The sequence below is a fragment of the Nonomuraea sp. SBT364 genome (genome assembly GCF_001083785.1).
In the GTDB taxonomy this organism is placed as follows: domain Bacteria; phylum Actinomycetota; class Actinomycetes; order Streptosporangiales; family Streptosporangiaceae; genus Nonomuraea.
In genome coordinates this window covers 49,904-63,333 of sequence record NZ_LAVL01000004.1, presented here as the reverse complement: position 1 = coordinate 63,333, position 13,430 = coordinate 49,904, and the positions used below count along the sequence as shown (strand labels likewise).

The 13,430-nt window shown below is 69.0% G+C and carries 15 protein-coding genes and 2 pseudogenes; 7 read left to right on the top strand and 10 right to left on the bottom strand.

Annotated features, from left to right (window positions below; genetic code table 11):
• Nucleotides 1–59: 59 nt before the first annotated feature.
• Entirely contained in the window at nt 60–878 is an 819-nt protein-coding gene (locus tag ADY59_RS48290) for an aminoglycoside phosphotransferase family protein (RefSeq protein ID WP_082309819.1), read from the top strand.
• Nucleotides 879–1,698: 820 nt separating this feature from the next.
• On the opposite strand, the gene ADY59_RS03485 is transcribed toward ADY59_RS48290, so the two are convergent.
• The gene (locus tag ADY59_RS03485) at nt 1,699–2,058 is read right to left on the bottom strand and encodes a VOC family protein (RefSeq protein ID WP_231618519.1); all 360 of its coding nucleotides are present in this window, start codon (nt 2,056–2,058) and stop codon (nt 1,699–1,701) included.
• A 474-nt stretch (nt 2,059–2,532) separates the two neighbouring features.
• Between ADY59_RS03485 and ADY59_RS49565 the strand changes: the two genes are divergently transcribed.
• A complete protein-coding gene (locus tag ADY59_RS49565; RefSeq protein ID WP_156325268.1) occupies nt 2,533–2,700 on the top strand; it encodes a hypothetical protein in 168 nt (55 codons plus the stop codon).
• A gap of 197 nt (nt 2,701–2,897) precedes the next feature.
• Here the strand turns inward: ADY59_RS49565 and ADY59_RS03480 are convergent, their stop codons facing one another.
• From ADY59_RS03480 to ADY59_RS03470, 3 genes are all read right to left on the bottom strand, one after another.
• The gene (locus tag ADY59_RS03480) at nt 2,898–3,428 is read right to left on the bottom strand and encodes a MarR family winged helix-turn-helix transcriptional regulator (protein WP_049557452.1); all 531 of its coding nucleotides are present in this window, start codon (nt 3,426–3,428) and stop codon (nt 2,898–2,900) included.
• On the bottom strand, nt 3,418–4,122 hold the full coding sequence (locus ADY59_RS03475; RefSeq protein WP_331459461.1) for an SDR family NAD(P)-dependent oxidoreductase: 705 nt from the start codon (nt 4,120–4,122) through the stop codon (nt 3,418–3,420). Before ADY59_RS03475 ends, ADY59_RS03480 begins: the two co-directional genes overlap by 11 nt.
• Nucleotides 4,123–4,286: 164 nt before the next feature.
• Entirely contained in the window at nt 4,287–5,252 is a 966-nt protein-coding gene (locus ADY59_RS03470; RefSeq protein WP_049557448.1) for an SDR family NAD(P)-dependent oxidoreductase, read from the bottom strand.
• Between the two features lie 54 nt (nt 5,253–5,306).
• On the opposite strand from ADY59_RS03470, the gene ADY59_RS03465 reads away from it, so the two are divergent.
• Entirely contained in the window at nt 5,307–5,708 is a 402-nt protein-coding gene (locus ADY59_RS03465; RefSeq protein ID WP_049557445.1) for a MerR family transcriptional regulator, read from the top strand.
• Nucleotides 5,696–5,980, top strand: coding sequence for a nuclear transport factor 2 family protein (locus ADY59_RS48280; RefSeq protein ID WP_082309817.1), 285 nt, complete (start codon nt 5,696–5,698; stop codon nt 5,978–5,980). Before ADY59_RS03465 ends, ADY59_RS48280 begins: the two co-directional genes overlap by 13 nt.
• A gap of 93 nt (nt 5,981–6,073) precedes the next feature.
• Here the strand turns inward: ADY59_RS48280 and ADY59_RS03460 are convergent.
• Nucleotides 6,074–6,462: pseudogene (locus tag ADY59_RS03460) on the bottom strand (ATP-binding protein); the annotation flags it as partial.
• Between ADY59_RS03460 and ADY59_RS48275 the strand changes: the two are divergent.
• Nucleotides 6,455–6,766 (top strand): annotated as a pseudogene (locus ADY59_RS48275) (IMP dehydrogenase); the annotation flags it as partial. The pseudogenes ADY59_RS03460 and ADY59_RS48275 sit on opposite strands and share 8 nt — an antisense overlap.
• A gap of 319 nt (nt 6,767–7,085) precedes the next feature.
• Here the strand turns inward: ADY59_RS48275 and ADY59_RS03450 are convergent.
• From ADY59_RS03450 to ADY59_RS03440, 3 genes are read right to left on the bottom strand one after another with little or no spacing between them, the layout of a single operon-like run.
• Entirely contained in the window at nt 7,086–7,574 is a 489-nt protein-coding gene (locus ADY59_RS03450) for a DUF6640 family protein (protein ID WP_063780545.1), read from the bottom strand.
• Entirely contained in the window at nt 7,574–8,677 is a 1,104-nt protein-coding gene (locus ADY59_RS03445; RefSeq protein ID WP_049557440.1) for an FAD-dependent monooxygenase, read from the bottom strand. The genes ADY59_RS03450 and ADY59_RS03445 overlap by 1 nt, the downstream gene beginning before the upstream one ends.
• A gap of 19 nt (nt 8,678–8,696) precedes the next feature.
• Nucleotides 8,697–9,440: a siderophore-interacting protein gene (locus tag ADY59_RS03440; RefSeq protein ID WP_049557438.1), complete on the bottom strand. Its 744-nt coding sequence runs from the start codon at nt 9,438–9,440 to the stop codon at nt 8,697–8,699.
• Nucleotides 9,441–9,770: 330 nt separating this feature from the next.
• On the opposite strand from ADY59_RS03440, the gene ADY59_RS03435 reads away from it, so the two are divergent.
• The gene (locus ADY59_RS03435) at nt 9,771–10,535 is read left to right on the top strand and encodes an SDR family oxidoreductase (RefSeq protein ID WP_049557434.1); all 765 of its coding nucleotides are present in this window, start codon (nt 9,771–9,773) and stop codon (nt 10,533–10,535) included.
• Nucleotides 10,536–10,589: 54 nt separating this feature from the next.
• Entirely contained in the window at nt 10,590–11,354 is a 765-nt protein-coding gene (locus ADY59_RS03430; RefSeq protein ID WP_049557431.1) for a maleylpyruvate isomerase family mycothiol-dependent enzyme, read from the top strand.
• A gap of 57 nt (nt 11,355–11,411) precedes the next feature.
• Here ADY59_RS03430 and ADY59_RS03425 read toward each other — a convergent pair whose 3' ends face one another.
• Both ADY59_RS03425 and ADY59_RS03420 read right to left on the bottom strand, forming a co-directional pair.
• Nucleotides 11,412–11,936, bottom strand: a complete 525-nt coding sequence (locus tag ADY59_RS03425; RefSeq protein WP_049557429.1) for an MFS transporter — start codon at nt 11,934–11,936, stop codon at nt 11,412–11,414.
• Between the two features lie 10 nt (nt 11,937–11,946).
• A complete protein-coding gene (locus tag ADY59_RS03420; RefSeq protein ID WP_197093408.1) occupies nt 11,947–13,416 on the bottom strand; it encodes a serine hydrolase in 1,470 nt (489 codons plus the stop codon).
• Nucleotides 13,417–13,430 lie beyond the last annotated feature (14 nt).

The window sequence follows — 13,430 nt, the reverse complement described above, 5'->3', positions numbered from 1 at the left end:
GGGACGCGGCCGAAGGACCGCCACCTTCGGCCGAAAGGGACAGAAAGGGCGAAGCGAGCATGACGGTTGGCCGGTGCACCCACAGCCTGGAATTCCGCGATGAGGTCGTGGTCAAGCGCTATGCATCATGGGGGCGCGGGGAGCCTCACCGGGAATGGCTGGCGCTCACTCTGCTCGCCGAACACACGCCCGGCCTGGCCCCGGCCCCTGTGGAAGCCGCGCTCGACGGCGACCCGCCCATGATCGTGATGAGCAGGCTGCCTGGCACGGTCCTGCGCGGCCAGCACGCCACCGACGAGCAGATCAAGGCGATGGCTGCCGCGCTGACCCGGTTGCACCAGATCCCGTTCCAGGTGGTGGAGAGGCTTGAGCCCGCCCCCTGGGGGCCGGCAGCGGCCTTGAACAAGACCCGCGCCTGGGCCGACAAGCAACCCGACCTCGGCAATGACCCCCTGGTGCAGGAGGCGTTCCGCGCAGGGGCGGCCTGGCTCGCATCTGCGGCCCCCGACGAGCTCACCACGAACCCACTGCCGCCCGTCCTCGGGCTGGCGGACGGCAACCGAGCGAACTACATGTGGGACGACCACGAGCACCATGTGCGGCTGATCGACTGGGAGGACTCCGGGCGCAGCGACCGCGCCTTCGAACTCGGCGAAGTCCTTGAACACGTCTCTCGCCACGACGGCACCTTGGACGCCGACCAGCTACTACCCCACCTCGATCTGGCCCCGGGAGAAGGCGAGCGGGTGCGCGACTTCCGCCGCCTGATCGCACTGGGCTGGTTTCTGCAGCTCGGCCCCCACGGGCCGGCGACACCCCACAACCCGGTCGGCACCCTGAAACGGCAGGCGGAGAGGGTTCTGCAACTGCTCGGCTAACAGCGGGCATAGCCGTGAGGGCTAGACAGCGGGGGAAGTCTCGCCCCCACAGTGGGCCGGGGTTCCGGGTACCGGCGGCAATCGGAACCCCTGCACGCCATGAGCTCTCGGAATCGCACGAGAAAGTTCACAGCCGTATGAGGGCAGCACAAGATCGGACGGGCCAGCGAGCACCATCGACACACTTAGCAGGCGAGAACACGAGGTGCTCACCCTGATGTCCAAGGCCTCGGCAATGTCGGGGGTGGCGGCATGTCACGTGGCTCGCTGCGTTCGCTGGCCGAGACGATCGACGCCATCAAAGCGGGAGGCATCACGTACTACTACGACGACTGGCGGGCGGGCATGCCCTCACACCAGAGATCATCCAATGCCTGCCTGAAAGACCCTTGGAGGACAGCCGACGCACCCAGCACTTCACCTACGTGCTCGACGTCACCAGTACCGACGGCCGCCGCGCCCGCGGCTTCGTCCAGGGCCCCGACACCCACGGCACGACTGCGGTGATCGCCGTCGAGAGTGCCCGCCGTCTCATCGCCATCCCGCGCCAAGCCGGGAGTACTCGCACCCGCCCAGGCGTTCCAGGCGAGCGCCTTCCTCGACTTCCTTATCCCGTACGGGATCCAGTGGACCGTCGAGGACGCGCCAACACCCTGACAATGAGCCTTCTCCGGTAACGATCAGCCACCGTGTGATCGTCTGGACGGCTCGCTGGATTGCACGAAGGTCCCAGAACGCCGCGAAGCCCCGGCCTTCGGTCGCACAGTCGCACACCGTGACCTGCGGCGATGCTGCTCGTTCGGGCTCTGTGGCGCGATTCTTACCGGCGGGCCTCCTTGCACACCGCCTCGACGTTGTTGCCGTCCGGGTCATCCACGAACGCGCAATAGGCGCCATACTCCGGCCACAGCCGGGGCTCGTGCCGGGATGTGCCACCGGCCGAGAGTGCGGCCGCGTGGAAAGCATCGACCGCGGCCCGGTCGCGAGCGGTGAACGCGATGTGCGCGCCCCGTGTCACCACGGCGTCGCCCGCGGGATACAGGCCGAATGACGGGGTGTCCAGCTCCTCTTCCCAGAACTCCGCTCCGCCGTCGGCCGCTACTCCAACGACGCCGAGGGGCTTCAGCGCGGCGGTGTAGAAGCGCGTGCTCGCCTCGAGGTCCGAGGCGATGAAGGTCACATGGTGGATGAAGGGCCATCGTTCTGTCATGACCGCGGAGTCTACGAGAGCCGAGGCCAGATCCTGGTGCCGGACCTCACGTTCCTCACGGCTCGCGACCACCTGCCGCGCGTTCGCTGCCGTGCCAGGTGGCCCTCATCGATCTTGCGGGGAAGGGAGGCCGGCATCCCGTGGCAGCATCTTCCCCAGGGCTTCACAGGAGGGCGAACTGGGCCACAGCGCGTACGCCCTCCTCAAAACGCCGCGCCTCATTCCGGTCCACGGCAAGATCGACGGGCTTTGCCCTTTTCCGGGTCGTGAGTTGTCGGGGTTCCTGAACAGTGCTCGGACGGGGGCATCCTGCCGGACGAACTCGCGGATGATCGCCGAACCGCTGAGCCCGGTCGCTCCAGTGACAAGAAGCGAGACTACGTAGATGACCTGCTCGGGCACCTCGGCCGCTGGGGCCGCCGCGTCCCCATCAGGCGAACGACGATGACGCTGGGCCCCGACTCCCTGATGCTCGCCATGGAGAGTCACCTCGCCCCCGCCCGGCTGGCCGGCCTGGACGCCACGTTCCTGATGGACCTCGGCGAGGACGTCTTCGCCGTCCACATCGCCGAGGGCGAGCTCACCATCCGGGGGCGAGCCGGCACGATGTGATGCGACCGTCCGCACCGACGCCGCCACGGTCAAGGAGCTGGTGATCGTCGGGCATCCCGTCAGCGAGCTCGGCGACCGGCTGGCGGTCACCGGTGAGAGCAAGGCTTTCCAGCGACTGGCGGACGCCCTCGTCGCGACCTGACGATCAGACGCCGGCGCTTACTGGTGGCGGCCGTACAGGAGAGGACGGCCACCGCTCAATCCCCGACCTGGCCGGTCGGGCTCGGGCCGCCGAGTCCGGCGAGCAGTTCGCGCAACAGCCCGGCGAGTTGCTCGCGGCGTTCGGGTACGAGGTGGCTGACGAGGTGGGCCTCGGCCGAGAGCAGGTCAGCGACGACGTGGTCGAGCAGGGCGTTGCCGGCGTCGGTGAGGGTGACCGCGCGCGCGTGGTAGCCCGATCCGGCGGTGGTGCGTTCGACCAGCCCTGCCCTGACCGCGCGTTCCACGCGCTGGGTGATCGCGCCGCGCGTCACCATGCACGCGTCGGCCAAGTCGCCTGGGCTCATCCGGTACGGCGGGCCGGCGCGCCGCAGCGTCGACAGCAGGTCCAAGGTCGCGACGTCCACGCCCAAGTCGGCGAGGATACGGCGGCGCTCGTCGCCGAAGGCCTTGGCGGCCCACCAGATGCGGGTGATGATTCCGATCGACTCCACCGGGACGCCCGGCAGCTCGCGCCGCCAGGCGTCCTGGATCGCGTCGGCCCGGTCGGGGAGCGGCTCATCGGCCACGTTCGGCGCCGCCGTTCACCTGCATGATCTGCGCGGTGACGTGTCCAGCGCCAGGCGAGGCGAGCCAGTGCACGGTCTCGGCGATATCCTGCGGCGTTCCGGCCCGGCCGGTGTCGGTCTGTGCGATGAGCGTCGCACGGCGCTCATCGTTCAGACCGCCGCCGAAGAACTCGGTGTCCTCGATGAAGCCCGGGGCGACGACGTTGACCGTGATGCCGCGCGGTCCCAGGGCGGCGGCGAGGTCGAACGCGTACGGGTGCAGAGCCGCCTTCATAGGGCCGTACGAGCTGCCGCCCGAGCCTCGCAAGGCCGCGATCGAGCTGACGAACACGACTCGCCCGGACGCGTTCAGCAGATCGCGGAACGCCTCGGTCGGCAGCACCGCCGTCAGCACATTGGCCCGGAAGTTCCCCGACCAGCGCTCCGCGACGTCCTCGCCGGCGCCGGCCCCCTCGACGTTGCCGCCCGCGTTGTTGACCAGCACGTCGATCGTGCCGAAACGCTCGGCCAGGTCGGCGCGCACCCGCTCGACCTCGGCGGGCTCGCCCAGGTCGGCCGGCAGCGCGATGCCGCCGAGTTCATCGGCCGCCCTTTCCAGCACGTCGGCACGCCGGCCGATGAGTATCACGCGGTCGCCGCCGGCCGCGAAACGCGCCGCTACCGCTTTGCCGATGCCGGTGCCGCCGCCGGTCACCACTACTGTCCGCGTCATCTCGATCTCATCCTAAGTTTAGGTCTAAAGTCACTCTACTCCAGCCGGGCATCCGAACGAAAAGTCCCCGTTAGCAGAGCGGAGTTGAGCCGCTTGCCGTGACTTTCCGTTCGGATGCGTCTCCGGGTTTGTGCAGGTCACGGCCCTCAGCTGTCGACTGGAAGGCGGCCGCTGAAGGTGTCCAGCCCTGTCAGTTCGGCCGACAGGGTCCACAGACGGGCCGCCGAGCCCGGGTCGAGGGCCCAGGGCTTGACGCCGCCGATGAGCATGTCGTCGGTGGTGGCGGGTTCCGCGAGGTCGCAGTCCTGGCAGTATGCCCCGCCGTACGAATCGAGCAGGGGTGAGGTGGCCGCCCAGACGGCGGTGGCGGCGCCCTGGGCCGGGGTTTTGAAGCCGTCGGCGTGCTGGCCGTCGGAGGAGATCCAGCCCTGGGCGATCTGCTGTGCGTGGGGGATGCGGCGTTGCAGCGGGGTGAGGATGCTGCCGGGGTGGACCGCGAAGGCGCGCACGCCGAGGGTGTTCAGATGGACGGCGAACAGGGCGTTGGCCGTCTTCGACTGCCCGTAGGCGAGCCAGTGGTCGTAGCCGTGGCGGAAGTGGGGGTCGTCCCAGCGGATGTCCGACAGGAAGTGCCCGGACGAGGCGACGGACACCACCCGCGCGTCGGGCATCAGCAGGGCCGGGCGCAGGTGGTTGACCAGCACGTAGTGGCCGAGGTGGTTGATGGCGAGATGGGCCTCCCAGCCCGGGCCGACGAGCGTGTCCGGGTAGGCCATGACGCCCGCGTTGCCGATGAGGATGTCCAGGGTCCGGCCGGTTTCAAGGAAGGTCTCGGCGAACGCCCGGATGCTGCCCGGGTCCGCCAGGTCGAGTTCGCGGACCTCTGTCCCGGGTATCCCGGCCAGCGCCTCGCTCGCCACGCCGGGGCGGCGGGCGGGCACGATGACGTGCGCTCCAGCACGGGCCAGTGCTCGTGTGGCCTCCAGTCCGAGGCCGGAGTAGCCGCCAGTGATCAGCACATTCTTGCCGGACATATCATGACCGGTCAGGACATCTCCCGCCGTACTGTGGGCGCCGAATCCCGAACCGAGCTTGTGTTGCGCGATTGCCATGCGGTCGACCGTAAGATGTAGAGTGCAATCTAGGTCAAGCTGTGGTGGTACGGCATGCGAACCGACGGACTCTCCATCGGCGACGTCGCCAAGGCGACCGGGCTTGGCGTCCACGCCCTCCGCTTCTTCGAGCGCGAGGAAATCTTCCTCCGCGAGATCCCCCGCACCGCCGGCGGCCAGCGCCTTTACTCACGTGCAGACGTGGAATGGCTGCTTCTGTGCAACCGGCTCCGTGACTCCGGCATGCCGATCGCCACGCTGAAGCGCTTCGCCGCGCTGGTCCGGTCAGGACCGGGCAACGAGAATGAGCGTCTCGCCCTCCTGGAGGAACACGAGCGCGCCGTCCGTGACCGGATCGTCGGACTGACCGCCAGCCTGGAGATCATCCACGGCAAGGTCGTCACCTACCGCCGCCACATCGAGGACGGCACCGCCGAGGGGGTCTGGGCTCCCTAGCCCCTCGTGGAACGCGGAAAGTCGATAGCGATCATCTTGCCGCCCACGGGCCCGAAAGCGTCACCCGGGCATGGCAACAGTTCCATGAGACCGTCCCTGACGCGCAGGTCATCGTCGAGGACATGGTCGTCGAGGGGAACACCGCCGCTGTCCGCACGAGCGTGCGGGGCGTTCCCGGCCAGCAGCAACCGACCATGCTGGAGATCTTCCGGGTGCGCGACGGGCGTATCGCTGAACTGTGGGCACTGCCCTCCCTACGCCGCGACTCCTGAAGTCCGCCCGGAACCACGACCGAGATCTATCGCAGAGCTACTCGGCGGCTGGGACACGTTCGGGAGAAGCCCTCGGGTGATCGAGGTTGCCGGTCAGCCGGTGTTGGCGTCGGTGCGTGCACGGGTCTGGGCCAGACGGTAGGAATCGGTGCCGGTCTCGATGATGTTGCCGGCGAAGGTGATGCGGTCAACGATGGCAGCACAAAGACGCGGGTCGGTGAAGGTTTTGGTCCAGCCAGAGAAGGACTCGTTGGAGGCGATGGCGACGCTGTTCTTCTCTTCGCGCTCGGTAAGGACCTGGAAGAGGAGTTCGGCGCCGTGACGATCGAGTTCCATGTATCCAAGCTCGTCGATGCAGAGCAGGTCGACGTGCCGTAGCGGGCAACGGTCTTGGCGAGTTGCTTGTCGTCAGCGGCCTCGACGAGTTCGTTCACGAGCTTGGTAGCCAGGGTGTAACGGACTCGGTAGCCCTTCATCGAGGCCGTAGGCACCCAGGAGTCGATGTTGCAGGCCATCCGCGCCACCCGTCCCGGCGGGCACGTCGGCTACGTCGGCGTCTCCCACGGCGTCGAACTGCCGGGTGAGGAGCTGTTCTTCTCCGCCGTGCACCTGCACGGCGGCCCGGCACCGGTACGCCGCTTCCTGCCCGAGCTCATCGGCCTGATCTGGGACCGGACGATCGACCCCGGCAAGGTCTTCGACCTCGACCTCCCGCTGGAGCAGGCCGCCGAGGGCTATCGGGCGATGGACGAACGCCGCGCCATCAAGACCCTGCTCCGTCCCTGACGGCCCGACCGCGGGTCACGGCTCTATCCGCCGATCTTCCCCGAGTACTACGGCAAACCCCCCGGTGGGCCATCCAGATCCGCAAGGACCCGCCCGTCCAGCAGGTGATCTACTTGGTGAGGCCGGTCCATCCACACCCGCCAGGTGTGAGTACCGCTGCACTTGGCCGGCAGGGAAACGCTGGCGTGGGGGGCGTGGGGGGCGTACCAGCCGTCGTCGTTCACGGTGTCCCGGCCCCACCAGACCCTGCGCTCAATGCGGATCTCGCTGCGGTGGATGGGGAGGCGGCTGCGGGGCGCCGGTCACGCCCGTCATCCGTTCAACGAACGGTGTTCCGAGGCTGTTGGATCGCTGGGGTTGCTGAACGAGTCTCGCTCGCGAACTGCGCGGCCATGGGCATGCGCAGTGCCGCCGCTGTCGCTACGAGCAGGGCCACCAGCAGGACGATCGCCAAAAGGACCTGCCCGTGCAGTCCGAGGACGAAGACCGTCCGGTCGGCGAACTCCGGGTCGTAGGTGGCGGTGCCGGGGAACAGGAGCGCACCGATCATGCCGAGCCACGGGATGGCCAGGACGGCGGCTGCGCGCAGCAGCGGGTCGCGGCCTGGGCGTAGCGCGAGGGCCAGGCCGGTGAGGCCGAGGAGCACTGTCATCACCATGTATTGGGCATCGTGGAATTTGGCATGGGGCGGCCAGGCGGGGTTGAAGGCGTGCTGTGCCGCCAGGTCGGGGATGACCAGGTCGGCGAGCACGGCGCCGACCGTCGTGATCGCTGCGACGGCGACGATGAGGATTCGTGGGAGAAGCATCAGATCGTCCAGGTGTAGGCGGGGGTGAGTGAGCGGTCGAAGAACCTGTTGGGCAGGAGGGGAAGAACCGCGTCCCGCAGGGTGGTCAGCGACGTGGAGGCCCAGTGCGCGGCGGCTCCGGCCTGGCGGGAACGGCGGACGATCAGCTGGGTGCGCGGCCTGCGGGCGCGATCGTAGGCATGAAGTCCCGCGTGTAGGCCGAGCGTGTCCACGGTGTGCGCGAGCGTGACCGCGTCCTCGAGTGCCTGGCAGGCTCCCTGCCCCAGGTTGGGGGTCATGGCGTGGGCCGCGTCTCCGAGAACGGCCACGTTCCCGGAGACGTATGTGGGCAGCATCGGCAGTTCGTGGGTGTCGTGTTGCAGCACCGCCTCCTCGTGCGCGGAGTCGAGCAGCGCGGGGATGGGCCGGTGCCAGCGGGCGAAGCGTTCGCGCAGCTCATCCAGGCCGACGCGGGAGCCGGCCGGGGCGTTGGCCATCAGATAGCAGTAGATTCGACCGTCGGGCATCGGCACGTGCCCGAACCGTTCGCCCCTGCCCCACGTTTCCACGCTCCCCTCGACAGGGTGAGGTGGGGCGATGAGACGCCAGGTGGTGTAGCCGACGTAGCGCGGCCCGGGGAGGTCGGGCCAGAGCGAACGCCGGGTCACGCTGTGCACTCCGTCGGCCCCCACTACGAGATCCGCGGTGGAGGCGCCGTCGCTGTGGTGGACGACGCCGTCGGGTTGCACGTGCTGTACGTCGGTGCCGGGCCGCAGAGCCTCGGCCGGCACGGCCGCTCTCAGCAGGTCGACCAGGGCGGCCCGGTGCACGGTCACCCACGAGCCGAAGCGGCGCTTGAGGTTGGCGACGTCGTTGCGGATCAGCCAGTCCCCGCGCCTGCTGCGGATGCCCGCGAGCGGGTCGGCCAGTCCACCGGCGCGCAGCCGCTCGCCCAGGCCGAGGGCGTCCAGCGCGCGCAGGCCGTTGGGCTGGATGGTCAGCCCGGCGCCCACCTCGGTGAACTCGGCGGCGCGTTCGAGGACTTCCACCTGCCAGCCACGCTGGTGAAAGGCGACGGCCGTGGCGAGTCCGCCGATGCCGCCCCCCACGATGATCACTTTCATGTTCAGGTCTCCGTGACGGTTAGTGCAGGCCCCGCTTGCCCAGGGCCCAGAACGGTTTGGTCTTGATCGCGGTCCGTGGCCAGTTGCGCTCGCGTACCAGGAAGTCGCGCACCAGCTGGCAGGTTCTGGCCTCGCCGGCCACGTAGGCGGCGCCGGCGTTGCCCGGCAGGTCGAGCTCGGCCGCGGCTGCGAGCAGGACCCGGGAGGCGATGGCGGGGGCGCCGTGGCGGTGAACGCGGCGCAGTGGCGGCGACCCGGGCAGGGGCAGGTCGTGCTCCGGGGTCTCGCTCTCCAGGACGCCGAACACCTGGGCCGAGGTTTCCAACGCTCTGATCATCGGGCCGAAGGCGGCGCTGGCGGTCTCCTCCCCGATGAAGACGTGGTAGGCCGCTTCGCGGGTGAAGAAGTCGCCCTGCGGCCACCAGAAGGTCGTCCGGTCCCCGGGCTGGGCCGCCCGCGCCCACGTCAGGCCGATGCCGTCGCCCGCATACAGGTGGACGCGCAGTTCGATCGCCGTCCTGCCGGGGGCGAGGTCCCAGATCGTGTAGGTGCGCATGGTCTCGGCCGGGCGCAGGATGCCCGCCATCGACAGCGGATCCTTCAACTGGATCCTGATGTGCTGCCCGGGTGTGTAGGGGAACGCGATGGGTTGGTCGGTTTCCAGCCGGATCCGGCGCATGGCGGGGGTGACCTGCTCGGCGACGGTGACGGTCGCCTCCATGGCGTACTTGCCGAACAAGCGGTCGCGCAGCGTGGCGGCCATGTCAGGAGTCCTTACGCCGCCGGAGGTAGGCGGATCTGGACATCCGCCACCACACCGCCGCGACCAGCCCCACAACCGCGAGAACGATCCACCACTGAGGTTCCACGAAGCCCTCCTTATTGCCTCTAGATTACTTAGAAGCATTAAGGAAACATAGATGCTCTAAGATGTCAACGGCGCCCAAGGAACGACAAGAAGGGGTGCGGCCCTGACTCACACGGGGGGTGACGCACACCACATGGTCACCCCGTCACAGGAGCCACGGGGGCGGGATCTTCATGGGCAGGGCGGCGACACATCACACGCCCAGAACGAAAGGGACTTCAACCCATGAACGAGTACGCGTCACAGCCGAAGGTGGCCCTGATCACCGGCGCGAACAAGGGAATCGGCCGCGCGGTCGCCGAACTGCTGGCCGCACAGGGGGTGACCGTCCTGGTCGGCGCCCGTGACCCGCGCCGCGGCGAGGAAACCGCGGCGGCGATTCGCGCCACGGGCGGCGACGCCCACGCGATCGAACTGGACGTCACCAGCCCGTCCACCGCCCAGGCGGCCGCCTCCTGGATCGACGACCGCTTCGGCCGTCTGGACGTGCTGGTCAACAACGCCGGTATCACCGGATCCGGTCAGGCCGCGCCCCAGGACGCCCTCGACCGCGTCCCCAGCACTGTCGACGTGGAACTGGTCCGCGAGGTGTTCGACACCAACGTCCTCGGAGTGATCACCGTGACCAACGCGGTGCTCCCGCTGCTGCGGCGATCCCCCGCCGCGCGGATCGTCAACCTCTCCAGCCACGCCGCTTCGCTGGCGATGACGGCCGAGGTCGACGGGCCCATGTCGGGGCTGACGTCGGCGGCCTATTCTCCGTCCAAGACCGCGCTGAACGCGCTGACCCTGCAGTACGCCAACGAGCTACGCAAAGAGAACATCCTGGTCAACGCCGCCGCCCCCGGCTACGTCGACACCGACATCAACGGCCACAGCGGCTTCCTCACCCCGGCGCAGGGCGCGGCCGTGGTGGTGCGCCTGGCCACCCTCGGCGAGGACGGCCCGACCGGCGGGTTCTTCAGCGAGGACGGCCCACTGCCCTGGTAGCGAACCGGCCGGAGGACGTGGTCGAGCGTGCGACGATAAGGATTCAGGGTGACAATGACACTCGAGTTCCCCCTTCTGCTGCGACTGATCGACGAACGCTCGACCGCCTTCCGCGCCGCGGTCGCCTCCGCGCCCAGCCTCGACGTACAGGTGCCGACCTGCCCCGAGTGGACGCTGTTCGATCTGGCGCAGCACATCGGCGAGGGACGCCGCGACTGGGCCGCCACCGTCGCCGCAGGGCCTGCTCCGGCCAAGTCCGCAGCGGCGGGCGCCCCGGCGGCGCCTCGGGAGCGCGAGGCGCTGCCGGCCTGGTTGGCGGAGTCCACGGAGCAACTGCTGGACGCCCTGCGCAAGGCCGGCCCGGATCGCGGTTGCTGGACGTGGTGGGAGACGTCGCAGTCGCCGCAGACCTCCGGTGCCGTGGCTCGGCACCAGCTCCAGCAGATGGCGGTGCACACCTACGACGCCGAGATCACCGTGGGTGCTCCGCAGCCGCTGCCGGACGAGGTGGCGCTCGACGGTGTCGACGAGTTCCTGTCCACCTGCGTCGCGACGACGAGTGCCTGGCCGCACAAGCCCGCTGCCATCGACTTCCACGCCTCCGAGGGCCGCTCCTGGCGCCTCTCGCTCTCCGCCGATGGCGCACGGACCGCCCGCCTCTCCGGGCCCGGCACCATGCCGGCCACCGCTGCCTCCGCTCGGGGCACGGCCAGCGAGCTGGTCCTCATCCTGCACGGCCGTATCCCGTTCGACTCCCTGGAGCTCGACGGCGACCGACGTCTCTTCGACCAGCTCAGCGCCTGGGACCCGAACGAGTAGGACGGCCTTCGGGTGTGTCAGGCCGAGCGAGCGACCACCGCTGCCGCGCATGCCGTGTCAGTTCGCCGGGCGGCGCAGGAAGAGCCACGCCAGCACGGCGCCGGTGAGTACGAGTGCCGCGTTGACCAGGATCGCGGCACTGACCCCTTCCAGGACGGTGCCGCCGCCTGCCATCCCGGCGGTGGTGACCGCGCTCATGATGGGGATGCCCATGGTGATGCCGATCTGCTGGGTCATGGTGGCGAGGCCGGTGGCGAGGCCCTGCTCACTGTCGGCCAGTCCCGAGGTCGCCGCGACCATGAACCCGACGATGGCCAGCATGTTGCCGACGCCGCCGATGAAGGTCGCGACCAGGAGCAGGGCGAGGGAGCCGCGATCGTCGCCCAGCAGGAACAGGGACGCGGTGGCCGCGGCCTGGATGGCGAACCCTGTGGTGAGGACTGTCCTGATGCCGCACTGATCATGATTCCGGCCCTGGTCAATGCACTGCTCGGCGTCCGCCGCGGGTAACGGGGATGCTCCGCTGTGGCCCGTGACGGCTCCACCGGCGGCTGCTCGCGTCAGCGGGCGTGCACCGGTCACCTGCCGGTCGTCACTGCCGGCGCTGCTTCTCGTACACGTCGATGGCCTTGCCCAACTGGGCGAACTTCTCGGTGAACCAGACGTTCTCGACGCCCGTCGAAGGACGGTTCGCGTCGACGTACTGGTAGCCGAGGTTGGAGAACATCGCGACGATGTAGGTACGGCCGCCCTTGCCGGGCAGCGCCTTGACGATACCCGCCTCCGCGCCGGAGTTGTTCACCCAGCCGTTCTTGTGCGCGTACGTGACCTCGGCCGCGTCGTTGCAGGGCCGGACGTCGTGGCCGTACGAGATGCCCTGGCCGGGAATCGTCACGGTGCCGTCGGCCTCGATCCAGCGCTCCGGCGTGACCTGCGGGATGCCCTGGGCGGGGTAGGCCGCGCCGCACCAGCTGGTGGTCGAAAGGGCGATGTTCATGCCCTGATCGGCCAGCTTGCCCTTGAAGAACTCGCGGGAGGCGTCGCTGAGCACGCCCCTGGTGACCTGCTTCCCGTCGGGAGCCGTCCACAGGACACCCCAGCCGCCGTTGACCAGCATCAGCAGCTTGGCCGTGTCGAGCGAGTTCATGGTGACAGGGTTGCCCCAGCGGGCACCGTTCGCCGGGTTCGTGTTCTTCAGCTGCATCGTCTCCAGACCCAGATCCTGGAAGGTCTGGTTGAGCCCTTCGACCGCGCCACGGTCGTGCAGCAGCTTCACCAGCGCGCAGGTGGCGCCGTTGGACGACCAGGTCAGCGAGGCGTCCAGATAGTCGCGGACCGTGTCGCTGCCGGCCCCGCCACAGAGCGAGCTGATCGTCGTCGGCTCGTAGGCGTAGGTGTCGTCGAGCGCGATCTCCCCCTGGTCCACCAGGCGCAGCACGCCGAAGGCCACCATCAGCTTCAGTACGGACGCCGGGTAGGGGGACATGAAGTCGATGGGGGCGTTCTCACGACCGGGCACCACGTCGATGGTCCCCTGGCCCTTGTTGGCGTACCAACCGGCGTCGTCCCACTGCCGCCAGCGCACCTGGGTGGTGCGCAGGTTGCGGTCCACCGGCACGATCTCCCCGTCCGGGTACTGCGGGCTCATCAGCACGGTGCCGGAGGAGACGGCGCGGCCGAGCCTGTCCAGCTCTATGACGGTCAGGTCGATCTGCGGCTGCTGCGAGATCGGCGCGGCGGCCGTGGCCGCCGCGCGCAGCTCCGCCTGCTTCGGCGGCCGCACTGCCGCCTTCTCCTCATTCTCGTCGGCGCTCCGCTGCCGCAGGGCGTTCAAATCGGCCGTGCTCGCGGGCGGGTTGGTGTCCAGAACCTGCTCGAACCTCAACCGGTCGAGGGTTCGCTGCAGATGGCTCGCGAGACCGGTGCCGCCCGTCTCCGCCGCAGCGGTTTCCGCCGGTGCCGCTACCGCCGGCGGAGCCGTGACGAGGCCGCCCACCAGCACTGCCGCAGCGGCGAGACCGGCCAGGCTTTTACGGTGATATTTCGATCTTGTGATGTGCACCGCGCCACTCTAAC

Coding starts and splice junctions, on each gene's coding strand:
- ADY59_RS48290 (WP_082309819.1), top strand. CDS start 60: ATGACGGTTGGCCGGTGCACCCACAGCCTGGAATTCCGCGATGAGGTC.
- ADY59_RS49565 (WP_156325268.1), top strand. CDS start 2,533: ATGACGCTGGGCCCCGACTCCCTGATGCTCGCCATGGAGAGTCACCTC.
- ADY59_RS03470 (WP_049557448.1), bottom strand. CDS start 5,252: ATGGCAATCGCGCAACACAAGCTCGGTTCGGGATTCGGCGCCCACAGT.
- ADY59_RS03465 (WP_049557445.1), top strand. CDS start 5,307: ATGCGAACCGACGGACTCTCCATCGGCGACGTCGCCAAGGCGACCGGG.
- ADY59_RS03450 (WP_063780545.1), bottom strand. CDS start 7,574: ATGCTTCTCCCACGAATCCTCATCGTCGCCGTCGCAGCGATCACGACG.
- ADY59_RS03445 (WP_049557440.1), bottom strand. CDS start 8,677: ATGAAAGTGATCATCGTGGGGGGCGGCATCGGCGGACTCGCCACGGCC.
- ADY59_RS03440 (WP_049557438.1), bottom strand. CDS start 9,440: ATGGCCGCCACGCTGCGCGACCGCTTGTTCGGCAAGTACGCCATGGAG.
- ADY59_RS03435 (WP_049557434.1), top strand. CDS start 9,771: ATGAACGAGTACGCGTCACAGCCGAAGGTGGCCCTGATCACCGGCGCG.
- ADY59_RS03430 (WP_049557431.1), top strand. CDS start 10,590: ATGACACTCGAGTTCCCCCTTCTGCTGCGACTGATCGACGAACGCTCG.